At 64.5% G+C, this 11,822-nt stretch carries 11 protein-coding genes and 1 tRNA gene; 10 read left to right on the top strand and 2 right to left on the bottom strand.

Annotated elements, in window-relative coordinates:
- The first annotated feature begins 8 nt into the window (after positions 1-8).
- The 9 genes from FG486_RS13260 (at position 9) to FG486_RS13300 (ending at position 8,902) form a co-directional block, all read left to right on the top strand.
- Complete coding sequence (locus FG486_RS13260; RefSeq protein WP_066276610.1) at positions 9-512, top strand: CvpA family protein; 504 nt, start codon at positions 9-11, stop codon at positions 510-512.
- A 20-nt stretch (positions 513-532) separates the two neighbouring features.
- On the top strand, positions 533-967 hold the full coding sequence (locus FG486_RS13265; RefSeq protein ID WP_181267825.1) for an iron-sulfur cluster assembly scaffold protein: 435 nt from the start codon (positions 533-535) through the stop codon (positions 965-967).
- 4 nt (positions 968-971) lie between these two features.
- A complete protein-coding gene (locus FG486_RS13270) occupies positions 972-2,762 on the top strand; it encodes a monovalent cation:proton antiporter-2 (CPA2) family protein (protein ID WP_181267826.1) in 1,791 nt (596 codons plus the stop codon).
- Between the two features lie 74 nt (positions 2,763-2,836).
- Complete coding sequence (locus FG486_RS13275) at positions 2,837-3,115, top strand: hypothetical protein (RefSeq protein ID WP_181267827.1); 279 nt, start codon at positions 2,837-2,839, stop codon at positions 3,113-3,115.
- A 122-nt stretch (positions 3,116-3,237) separates the two neighbouring features.
- Complete coding sequence (gene secA / locus FG486_RS13280) at positions 3,238-5,961, top strand: preprotein translocase subunit SecA (protein ID WP_066276595.1); 2,724 nt, start codon at positions 3,238-3,240, stop codon at positions 5,959-5,961.
- Between the two features lie 6 nt (positions 5,962-5,967).
- Positions 5,968-6,720, top strand: a complete 753-nt coding sequence (locus FG486_RS13285) for a sulfite exporter TauE/SafE family protein (protein ID WP_181267828.1) — start codon at positions 5,968-5,970, stop codon at positions 6,718-6,720.
- A 77-nt stretch (positions 6,721-6,797) separates the two neighbouring features.
- Positions 6,798-7,073: a hypothetical protein gene (locus FG486_RS13290; RefSeq protein ID WP_181267829.1), complete on the top strand. Its 276-nt coding sequence runs from the start codon at positions 6,798-6,800 to the stop codon at positions 7,071-7,073.
- Positions 7,074-7,310: 237 nt separating this feature from the next.
- Entirely contained in the window at positions 7,311-8,330 is a 1,020-nt protein-coding gene (locus tag FG486_RS13295; protein WP_241695810.1) for an FkbM family methyltransferase, read from the top strand.
- A gap of 176 nt (positions 8,331-8,506) precedes the next feature.
- Complete coding sequence (locus FG486_RS13300) at positions 8,507-8,902, top strand: hypothetical protein (protein ID WP_181267831.1); 396 nt, start codon at positions 8,507-8,509, stop codon at positions 8,900-8,902.
- A gap of 97 nt (positions 8,903-8,999) precedes the next feature.
- Here FG486_RS13300 and FG486_RS13305 read toward each other — a convergent pair.
- Both FG486_RS13305 and FG486_RS13310 read right to left on the bottom strand, forming a co-directional pair.
- A tRNA-Asn gene (locus tag FG486_RS13305) sits at positions 9,000-9,074 on the bottom strand.
- Positions 9,075-9,168: 94 nt separating this feature from the next.
- Positions 9,169-9,957 (bottom strand): NAD kinase, encoded by a 789-nt coding sequence (locus FG486_RS13310; protein WP_066277038.1) that lies wholly within the window; start codon positions 9,955-9,957, stop codon positions 9,169-9,171.
- A gap of 189 nt (positions 9,958-10,146) precedes the next feature.
- Here FG486_RS13310 and FG486_RS13315 point away from each other — a divergent pair, with 189 nt between their 5' ends.
- Positions 10,147-11,685, top strand: coding sequence for a bifunctional diguanylate cyclase/phosphodiesterase (locus tag FG486_RS13315; RefSeq protein WP_181267832.1), 1,539 nt, complete (start codon positions 10,147-10,149; stop codon positions 11,683-11,685).
- Positions 11,686-11,822: the final 137 nt, after the last annotated feature.

Consider the following 11,822-nt stretch of genomic DNA (forward strand, 5'->3'; position numbering starts at 1 on the left):
TTCGCTCCATGACCGCATTCGATGTCCTTGTCCTCACGCTGCTTGCGGGCGGCGCGATTCTGGGTTTCCTCAACGGCTTCGTCTATGCTGCGATCTCACTGATCGCCTGGGTGGCGGGCATCTTCGCGCTGCGGCTGTTCCACGCGCCGGTGACAGCGCTGCTCAAGGAGCCGGTGGGCAATGACGCGGGCGCGGCGGCGTTGGCGCTGGTAGGCATCTATCTCAGCGTCTATCTGATCGGAAAGCTCATCGCGACCACGCTGCGCAGCCGGACGCGCAAGTCGGTGCTCGGCCCGATCGACCGCGTGCTCGGTTTCGGCTTCGGCGCGGTCAAGGGGCTGATCCTGGCGACCCTGACCTATCTGCTCGTCACCATGCTGCACGGCATCGTCTGGCCGAACGAGGGCCAGCCCGAATGGATCACCGACAGCCGCACCTATCCGCTGCTCAACGCCAGCGGCACCGCACTGGTCGACCTCTACGACTATCAGCAGACGCTCGGCGATGAGTGAGCCGGGCCGCCGGGGGCGTCATGGCTGAGGTGCTGTACACCCCCGCCATCCTTGCGCTCGCGGTGTCGCTCGCCGATCATCCGCTGACCGACGATCTGCCGCACCGCGCCGAACTGCGCTCGCAAAGCTGCGGATCGGTGGTGAAGGTGGGGCTGGCGCTTGATGGGGACCGGCGGGTCGAGCGCTTCGGCGTGCAGGCGACCGCCTGCGCGCTCGGCCAGGCCTCGACCGCGATCCTCGCAGGCCATGTGGCCGGGCAGGGGAGAGACGCGCTGGAGGCGGCGCGCGACGATATTGCCGCGTTTCTGGCTGGCGAGCGCCCTGATCCGGGCCAATGGCCGGGGATCGAGCATCTCGCCAGCGCCTTGCCCTATCCGGCGCGGCACGGTTCGATTATGCTGCCCTGGCGCGCGACGGTCGCCGCGCTCGACCTTTCGGCCCGAACGGACACCTGAACGCATGGAACATGGCGGCGATATCTTCCTCTCGGGCACGGTGCTGCTCGCCGCAGCGCTCGCCTTCGTGCTGCTGTTCCGCAGGCTGGGCCTTGGCGCGGTGCTCGGCTATCTGGTCGGCGGCATCATCATCGGGCCGCAGGTGCTCGGGCTGGTCGCCGATCCCGAACTGATCGTCGGTTTCGCCGAGATCGGCATCGTGCTGCTGCTGTTCCTGGTCGGGCTCGAACTCGCCCCGGCGCGGCTGTGGCAGTTGAAGCGCGATATTTTCGGGCTTGGCATGAGCCAGGTGGTGGTGTGCGGGCTGGTGCTCGCCGGGTTCGTGTTCCTCGTCACGGGTTCGACCTGGGGTGCGGCGCTCGGCCTCGGCCTGCCGCTCGCCTTGTCTTCGACCGCGCAGGTGCTGCCGCTGCTGCAATCGCAGGGACGCCTGAACACCCCCACCGGCGAGCGCGCCTTCTCGATCCTGCTGTTCCAGGACCTGTCGATCGTCCCGCTGCTGACGATCATCGCTGCGCTGTCGCGTGCGCCGCAGACCGGACCGCAGACCCCGGGCTGGCTGCTCGCGCTCTATGCCGTCGCGGCGATCGGCGGGCTGGTGATCGCCGGGCGCTATGGCCTGGCGCCGCTGCTCAAGCTGATCGGCAAGGTGGCGGAGCGCGAGCTGTTCATCGTCGCCGGATTGTTCGCGGTGTTCGGCAGCGCGGCGCTGATGAATGCCATCGGCCTGTCGGCGGCGCTGGGCGCGTTCATCGCGGGCGTGATGCTGGCCGACTCGCCTTTCCGGCACGAGCTCGAGGCCGATATCGACCCGTTCCGTTCGATCCTGCTCGGACTGTTCTTCCTCGGCGTCGGCATGATGCTCGATATTGGCGTGATCATGGCCGACCCGCTGTTCGTGATCGCGATGGCGCTGGCGCTGGTGGGGATCAAGGTCGCCATCATCTTCGGCATCGCCAAGGCGTTCGGCATGGAAAACCGCGCCGCGTTCGTGCTCGGCCTGCTGCTCAGCCAGGGCGGCGAATTTGCCTTCGTGTTGTTCGCCGAGGCGCAGGCGGCGCTGCTCATCGAACCTTCCGCCGCCAGCCGCTTCGGCGCGATCGTCACGCTGTCGATGGCGACCACGCCGTTCCTGATGCTCACCACCCGGCTGTTCGGCGGGGTGCGCGGATCGGGCACCGAGGACATGGTCGATCCCGAACAGGCGCGCCAGTCGAACGCGATCGTCATCGGCCATGGCCGGTTCGGCCAGGCGGTGGCGCAGATCTTCGCGGGCGCGAGCATTTCCGTCACGCTGATCGACATCAATCCCGACCAGATCCGCCTCAGCGGCGAATTCGGCCGCAAGGTCTTCTATGGCGATGGCACGCGCATCGACCTGCTGCGCCGGGCAGGGGCGGAAGGCGCGGGCGCGCTGCTGTTCTGCATGGACGACAAGAATTTCGGGCCAGACCAGATCGCGCCGATCGCGCATGCCTTTCCCGACGCCAAGATCTTCGTGCGCGCCAACGACCGGCGCCAGCTGCTCGCGCTCAAGCACGCGCCGATCGCGGCAGCGCAGCGCGAGCTGTTCGAATCCTCGGTCAAGCTCGCGCATACCGCGCTGCTGCGTACCGGCATCGACCCGGTGGTCGCCGATCGCGTGGTCGAGGAATTCCGCCGGAGAGACTGCGAGCGGCTGGAACTCCAGATGGAGGCCGGCAGTATGAGGGCAGGAATGCACCTGAGCTTCGGTGCGGTGGATTCGGAGGCCTTCGACCCGCAGGCGCTCGATCCGCAAGCCGAACAGGCATGACCATCCGTGCAAGGCCATGGACGAATGGCCTGCCATTGCCTATGTAACCGCCTCAACAGGATGACGTGCTCCCAGTGAAACTGCTTCTTGCCCTGCTTGCGCTACTGACCGGATTTTCGGTGAGCGATGGCGTGCGCCTGGCCGATCCGGCCATGGCGGCGGGCAACAATGTCGTCCGCGACTCGCAGATCCTGGCCGAGGACCGCCAGGTCGCCATCAGTGCCGCAGTGCTGCTCGTCGTCACGCTGCTGCCGCTGGTCATCACTTTGCGGCCGACCCAGCACCGCCTGATCGCGCGGACCATCCGCGTCGCGCCGCTTACCGTCCATCGTTCGGACCGGCTGCTCCAATAAGCTGCAATCCGGCGCGTCTTTCGATGCGTCTTCAGCCCCTGTCCTGACCGGGGCCGGCCAGACACGCGCGCCTGCGCCTGGCATTCGACCGTTTCTCCCAAGTTTTCCAAGGAATTACCGCCATGCTCGGCGCCATTGCCAAATCGCTTTTCGGCTCTGCCAACGACCGTTACGTCAAGGGCCTGCTCAAGATCGTCGACAAGATCAACGCCTTCGAGCCGCAGATCTCCCCCATGTCCGACGAGGAACTGCGCGACCAGACGCTCAAGTTCCGCGCGCGCCTCGAAGCGGGCGAGACGCTCGACGACATTCTGCCCGAAGCCTTTGCCACCGTCCGCGAAGCCTCGATCCGCACGCTTGGGATGCGCCATTTCGATGTGCAGATGGTCGGTGGTATCGTGCTGCATCGCGGCGAGATCGCCGAAATGCGCACCGGCGAGGGCAAGACGCTGGTGGCGACGCTCGCTTGCTATCTCAACGCGATCGAGCGCAAGGGCGTGCACGTCGTCACGGTGAACGACTATCTCGCCGCGCGCGACGCCGAATGGATGGGCCAGGTCTATCGTTTCCTGGGCCTCACCACCGGCGTGATCGTGCCGAACCTCAACGAGACGCAGCGGCGCGAGGCCTATGCCGCCGACATCACCTATGCGACCAATAACGAGCTCGGATTCGATTACCTCCGCGACAACATGAAGCACGAGCGCAGCCAGATGGTGCAGCGCCCGTACAATTTCGCGGTCGTCGACGAGGTTGACTCGATCCTGATCGACGAGGCGCGCACCCCGCTGATCATCTCCGGCCCGACCGACGACAAGTCCGAAATGTACATCGCGGTCAACGCGATCGTGCTCAAGCTCGACGAGGCTGATTACGAGAAGGACGAGAAGTCGCGCTCGGTGATCCTGACCGAGGACGGCACCGAGAAGGCCGAGCGGCTGCTCGAGGAAGCCGGCCTGCTCACCGGCAGCAACCTCTATGATGTCGAGAACACACAGATTGTCCATCACCTTGATCAGGCGCTCAAGGCGAATGTGATGTTCAAGCGCGACATCGACTATATCGTCAAGGATGACCAGATCGTCATCATCGACGAGTTTACCGGTCGCATGATGGACGGTCGCCGCTGGTCGAACGGCCTGCACCAGGCGGTCGAGGCGAAGGAGGGCGTGCAGATCAAGCCCGAGAACCAGACGCTCGCCTCGATCACCTTCCAGAACTATTTCCGCATGTATCCCAAGCTGTCGGGCATGACCGGCACCGCGGCGACCGAAGCGGCCGAATTCTTCGACATCTACAAGATGAACGTGGTCACCATCCCGACCAACAACCCGATCCGCCGCATCGACGAGGAGGACGAGTTCTACAAGAACACGACCGACAAGTTCCAGGCGATCGCCAAGGCGATTCGCGAGAAATACGAGACCGGCCAGCCGGTTCTGGTCGGCACCGTCTCGATCGAGAAGTCGGAAATGCTCTCCGAGTTCCTGCACAAGGAAGGCGTGAAGCACAGCGTGCTCAACGCGCGCTTCCACGAGCAGGAAGCGCATATCGTGGCGCAGGCGGGCCGTCTGGGCGCGGTGACCATCGCCACCAACATGGCGGGCCGCGGCACAGACATCCAGCTGGGCGGCAATGTCGAGTTCCGCATCGACGACGAGCTTCGCGACATGCCCGAGGGCCCCGAGCGCGATGCCGCGATCGAGCGGATCAAGGCCGAGGTCGCCGCCGAGAAGCAGCAGGTGCTCGATGCTGGCGGCCTGTTCGTGCTCGGCACCGAGCGGCACGAGAGCCGCCGCATCGACAACCAGCTGCGCGGCCGTTCGGGCCGTCAGGGCGACCCCGGCCTGTCGCGCTTCTATCTCTGCCTCGAGGACGATCTGCTGCGCATCTTCGGGCCCGACACCTTGTTCTCGCGCATGATGAAGAACAACCTGGCCGATGGCGAGGCGATCGGCTCCAAATGGCTGTCCAAGGCGATCGAGACCGCGCAGAAGAAGGTCGAGGCGCGCAACTACGACATTCGCAAGCAGGTCGTCGAATATGACGACGTGATGAACGACCAGCGCAAGGTGATCTACGAGCAGCGTTCGGAGATCATGGATGCCGAGGCGGTCGACGATGTCGTCGCCGACATGCGCGCGGACACGGTCAACGCGATCGTCGGCGAAGCCTGCCCGCCGGGCAGCTATCCCGAACAGTGGAATGTCAGCCAGTTGAAGGCGCGCGTCAGCGAGGTCTTCGGGCTCGAGCCCGATATCGATGCCTGGCTGCAGGAAGACGCGGTCGACCCCGAAATGCTCGAAGAGCGCATCCGCGAGATGGCCGAGGCCAAGGTCGAGGCCAAGGCGAGCGAGATCGAGACTGGCATGTGGCGCTCGATCGAGAAATCGGTGCTGCTGCAGAGCCTCGACCATCACTGGAAGGAGCATCTGGCGACGCTCGACGCGCTGCGTCAGGTCGTGTTCCTGCGCGCTTATGCACAGAAGACGCCGATCAACGAGTACAAGAGCGAGGCGTTCGGCCTGTTCGAGCGCATGCTCGAGGTGATCCGCGAGGACGTGACCGGTACGATCATGAACCTGGAAATCCGCGAACCGGAAGTCCCGGCGCTGCCCGAACTGCCCGATTTCCTCACCACCCATTTCGATCCGTTCACGGGCGAGGACAACAGCGCGGATATCGACGGCGGCACTCTGGGCACCGTCACCGCGACGCTGCCGCCGCGCCAGTCGCCGATGCCCGAGGCGTCAGACGACCTGTTCACCGGCGAGATCAGCCGCAACGCGCCGTGTCCGTGCGGATCGGGGCGCAAGTATAAGCACTGCCACGGCAAGGCTGCGTAACCGCCTATGTGGGGGCTGGCTGGCGGTTTCGCGCTGACGGCCCTGCTTTACGCATCCGTCGGCTTTGGCGGCGGATCGACCTATAATGCGCTGCTCGTGCTCGCCGGGACCGACTATCGGTTGCTCCCGGCGATCGCTTTGGTGTGCAACCTGATCGTCGTGACCGGAGGCACGATCCGCTTCGCGCGCGCGCGGCAGGTGCCGTGGAGGCCTCTCTGGCCGATCCTGCTGCTGTCCGCGCCCTGCGCCTGGGCGGGTGGCCGGCTGCCGGTGGACAAGCCGCTGTTCGTCGCGCTGCTCGGCTCGGCGCTGCTTGTCGCCGGGCTGCTGATGCTGTTCCAGCGCGAGCCGAAAGCGGGGCAGGGGGCGGGCCAGCGCCTCAGCTGGCTGGGCGCGCCGATCGGTATGGGCGTCGGCTTTTTCAGCGGTATTGTCGGCATCGGCGGCGGCATCTTCCTCGCCCCCGTGCTGCACCTGCTGCGCTGGGCGAGCGCCCGCCAGATCGCCGCGAGCGCCAGCGTGTTCATCCTGGTCAATTCGCTCGCCGGGCTGGCAGGGCAGCTGATGAAAGCGGACGCCGCCGCGACCCCGGCCGCGATCGCCAGCTACTGGCCGCTGTTCGTCGCGGTGCTGATCGGTGGGCAGATCGGCAGCCTGGCGGGCGTGAAGCTGCTCCCGCAAAAGCTGATCCGAATCGGTACGGCGGTGCTGATCCTGTACGTCGCAGGGCAGCTGCTGTGGCAGCGGTTCGGGGGTTGATCGCGGTCTAGCCGGGGCGCGATCGGTTAAGACGGATCCAAAAGCACCCTGTTGGCGCCAAGGCAGCCACATCCCCGTTGGACGACGGTCCGGTCACCAAGTCTGATGCAGATCGGCAACCAATGGGCGATCGGTCCGTAAAGGTGTTCAGGAGCGACAGCGCTCACGCAAAGGATCTGTTTATCGAACCAAGACTTCTCGTGGCTTATGGCCTGATCGTCCTGATCGTCTCCGTTATCGTCGCGGCCATTTTCTATGCACGCCACACATCGTACACTCAAGTCGATCGACGTCAGCGGCAGTATCAGCTGGATCGCCAAAAGCGGCGCGAGACGGAAAAAAGAGGCGAGTAGGTTGGGTCTGCTCGGTTCGGACGAAAAATCGCGATCGTTTAGAATTGATTGTGTCTAGTTATTCAAATTCTAAATAGAAACTGACGAATTATATATAGGCGAACTGAATTATATCTTTCTCGCAGGCAAGGTATTTTTTTTGACGAAATTGTTCGAGGTCTATAGTGGGGATTCTTGATAAATAATTTAAAACATAACTCCATTATCGATCTGCTGGGATCGATTATCGTGAAGAACATGCTTCGCGCCAGGTGCAATGGTGAACTTGGCGAGTTGACCAAGTCCATCAACGAGCACCGCAGCAGGCCGCTTGCCAATCCACGCAGCGATCGCGAGCGCTTCCGCGACGGCCCGCCGGAATTCAGTTCTCTAGATGCGCTTCGCGTTCTGTGGCACGCAAGGTCGCACCGTGCCGATCTAGATCGGACCATGGCTCTGCTCGCCGACGAACCGTCGCGCGAGCTCCTCCGCCGCATTCTTGCCTATCGAGCACTCGGGCCCCGTTACGTCAATCTTCCGTCCGATACCGACAACCCTCTCGAATCGCAGCCGCAGGCCACCGCGTGCATGGTCGGTCCTGGCGACGACCCGGCCTTTGGCACACAGTTGTACCGGATGGGCGACATCACCATCGAAGCGTGGCCGCTAAACATCTGGGCAGATTTTTTCGAGCAGCAATATGTCTTTGAGCGCGACGGCATTCGCATCGCCGTCGAACCGGGTGACAGTGTGCTCGATCTCGGGGCCTGTTTTGGTGACACGTCGCTGACCTTCGCCGCCGCTGCTGGCGAGACTGGCCGGGTTGATGCTTTCGAGCCGATGCCTCGGCAGGTTGAGGTCATCGAGCGCAACTTGGCCCGCAATCCTGCGCTTGCGTCGCGGGTGCACGTTCATCGCCTGGCCGTGTTTGACCGCCGCGTCGAACTGCTGTTTGCTGACGGTGGTGCGGCAGCTCATCCCTCGCACGCTGGCACGATCAAGGTTCCGACCTGCCGCCTCGATGACTGGATAAGGGAAACTGGCGTCGTCCCGACATTCATCAAGATGGACGTAGAGGGCGCCGAGAGTGCGGCTCTGCGGGGCTCTGCTGACACCATCCGGCGATATCGTCCAAAGCTTGCCATCAGCGCATATCATTCGCTCGCCGATCTGACGGGCCTTGCGCCGCTGATTGCGTCGATCCAGCCAGACTACCGTTTCTATCTCGACCATCATACGACGCACGCCGAGGAAACGGTGCTCTACGCGATCTGCTGACGGCTTTGGCCGTGCAGAGGCTTCGGGAGAAGGTGCGGCATCAGCCGGGGCAGTGAGTGGCCGGATTATGCGGGCGCTTGCATTCGGGTCTGAAAAATGATCCACCTGCATTCATCAATGCGCCCCTCATTTCTGCCCAGCGTAACAATGCAGAGGCTTAATCGATGCCAATACCGGTGCACCTGCTGATCGCAGCCGCCAAGACGCTTAGCGATCCAAACACGATCAAGACGGTGAAATCGATCTATGATGCCGGTACCGGTTTGATTGATAAGGCCCAGAGTCTGAGAAGTGCTGCCCCCAAGCTGCCGCCTGCCTCAGCGCCGCCGCCCGTCGCGAGAGCGGCGAAGAAGGGGCTGCGCGCTGACATGGCCAAGCGGTGGCTGCTTAAGCCTGGCGCATCGGGTGATTTGATCCGATTCACCTATACCGATGACCATGGACTGGCGAGCGTGCGTACGGTCGGAAATTGGGCCAGCAACGGGCGCGAGCTCACCGGCTATTGCCTGAACCTGCGTGCGGAACATAAGTTTGCGATCGCGCGCATCGATGCGCCAGAAATGATCGGATGAGAATCCGTGTCGAGGTAGAGACGGGTACCTGGCTTGGGAACAGCTCGCAAGCCGCAGAAAAAAAGTCGTAAATTTCAAGGGCTTGGATGCAAAAGGCTGGCTCCCCGAGTAGGATTCGAACCTACGGCCAAGTGATTAACAGTCACCTACTCTACCGCTGAGCTATCGGGGAACGCTCTTTTGCCTTCCCGGCGAGGCGATGCTCCCCGGGAGAAGCGCGCCTATAGCACCGGGTTTTTTGGTTTGGCAAGCACCTGATTTCACGTTCAGACGATAAATTGTTCGGCCGAAATGCGGTCGTCGAGGCTGTGGCCCGGATCGAACATCAGCGACAGGCGGCGGTTGGGGTCGATGGCGATCTGGATATCGCGGATATCGCGCACCTCGCGCTGGTCGGCCACCGCGCTGACCGGGCGTTTGCCGGGTTCCAGCACGCGGAAGGTGATCTGCGACGAATCGGGCAGCAGCGCGCCCTTCCACCGGCGCGGGCGGAACGGGCTGATCGGCGTCAGCGCCAGCATGCCGCAGCCCAGCGGCAATATCGGCCCGTTTGCGGACAGGTTATAGGCGGTCGAGCCCGCCGGCGTCGCCACCAGTACACCGTCGCAGACCAGTTCGCCGATTCGCACCGCGTTGTTGACGCTGACCTCCAGCTTGGCGGTCTGCCGCGTCTCGCGCAGCAGCGACACCTCGTTGATCGCGGGATAGGTGACGCGCTCGCCGCTCATCGTGGTCGCGGTCATCGACAGCGGCAGCACCTCGAAGCTCTGCGCCCGTTCCAGCCGGTGCACGATGCTGTCGCCGCTGCGCCACAGGTTCATGAGGAACCCAACGGTGCCGAGGTTCAGGCCATAGACCGGCACGATGCGCCCGCGCTCCAACATCTGGTGCAGCGTCTGCAGCATGAAGCCGTCGCCGCCCATGACGACGACGATATCGGCTTCGTCCAGGCTGGCCCATTCATGCGCCGCCTGCACCTCGCGCGCCGCCTTGCGCGCCCTTTCGGTAGGGGAGACGGCCAGCGCGATTTTGCGGTCAATAACCGATGGGGGCATGTTCCACGCCTTATCTTATGGGTGACAGGGTCTTAACGGATCGGTGCTAATGCGCCAATGTTTCTTGGGGTCTTGCGCATCGTGCCCATGCAGGGCATCGCGCGGCAGTGTTCCTGCAGATGGGGGCGGGGTCTGGACAGCAGCGGATATCGGGACAGGCCGACCTGGCGCGGCAGCGGCGTCGGCGCGTTGGACGCGGCGCTGGCAGCGGCGCTCGCGGCGTGCGGCTTCGCGCCTGCCGGCGACGGCCCTGCCGATCTGCTGGTTGCGGACATGCGCGGCAAGACCGATGACCTGCCACGCGAGATCGCCGGTCATTCCGGTCCCGGTCTGCTGATCTGCGACAGTGCCTGGCCGGACCTTGCGCATCCCATCCCGCCTGGAATCACGCATGCGCTGCTCGCGCCATTTGCGGACGATGCGCTGCGATTGCAGCTGCGGCTGATCCATGGCCAGCTTGCCGCCCGCCATGGAATGGCGCCGGATCTGCACGCGCGAATCGCGGATTTTGCAGCAGCGGGCGAGGGGGCTTTGCACGCGATGCTGATCGGGCTGCGCCGCATGCCCGCGGTCAACGCGACCTATGGCACTGCGGTGGGCGATGCCGCGCTCGAGGCGATGGAGCAGCGGCTCGAACGCCAGGCGGCACGGCTTTCCGCCGGCAGCGCGCTGACGTTGCGCCTGTCGGGCGGCGATTTCCTGATTGCCTATGCCATGGCCGAGGAGCGGCTGGGCTGGCAGGTCATGGCCGAGCGGATGCTGCGCGTCGTTTCCGAACCGCTCGACGTCGCCGGGCACAGGTTGCGGCTCACCGCGCGCGCGGCGCTGGCGGTGGCGCGCGAGGGCGAGGGGCCGGTCTCGCTGCTCGACCGGCTTTCGGCGGGCCTTGCCCAGGCGCGCGAAAGCGCCGCCGATCCGGTGCGCTGGGCCGATCGCCAGTCCGACCACGCGCCGCAGAGCGGCTATCGGCTCGAACAGGACATCGTCCAGGCAATCGAGCGCGACGAGATCACCGTGCTTTTCCAGCCACAATTCGCAGTCGAGACCGGGCGGATCACCGGGGCGGAGGCGCTCGCGCGCTGGCAGCACCCGCAATATGGCGAGATTGGCGCGGGCACATTGTTCGCTCTGGCCGACAAGGCCGATTTCACGCGCGTGCTGTCGCGGCATATCCGCCAGCGCGCGATGCAGCACGCGGCGCGCTGGACCGGGCCGCTCGCGCCGCTGCGGCTGTCGCTCAACGTCACCGCCGAGGATCTGGGCGAGAAGGGCTTTGCCCGGCGCGAGCTGGCGATGCTGGCCGAGGCCGGGTTCAGCCCGCGCCGCCTGACGCTGGAAATGACCGAACAGGCGCTGGTCCCCGATCTCAAGCGCGCGGCGGCGCGTTTTGCCGCGTTGCGCGAGGCGGGGGTGCGCATCGCGGTCGACGATTTCGGTACCGGCTATTCGAGCCTGCTGTACTTGAAGCGCCTGCCGCTCGATTATCTCAAGCTCGACCATGCGATGACCCGCGATATCGGCGGAGCGGAAGCGGACCGGATCATCGTGCGCTCGGTGATCGCGATGGCCAAGGCGCTGAACCTCAAGGTCATTGCCGAGGGGGTGGAGAGCGACGCCCAGCTTGCCGCGCTGCGCGCCGAGGGCTGCGACTATTTCCAGGGCTTCCTGCGCGGCCGGGCGATGGAGGCGGAGGTTTTCGCGGAGTTTGCGCAGGGTGAGCTGGGCTGAAATTCGAGCCAGCGACATCATTCCCGCGAACGCGGGAATCCCGCTTTCAAGCCGGCGCGAAGAATAAGCGGGGCCACCCCCCGCGTTCGCGGGGGTGACGGGCAAGGAAAGGAAACTGTCCGCAGCCTCGGCGCGCC

This window comes from Blastomonas ursincola, assembly GCF_013607875.1.
GTDB classification, from domain to species: Bacteria; Pseudomonadota; Alphaproteobacteria; order Sphingomonadales; family Sphingomonadaceae; genus Blastomonas; species Blastomonas ursincola.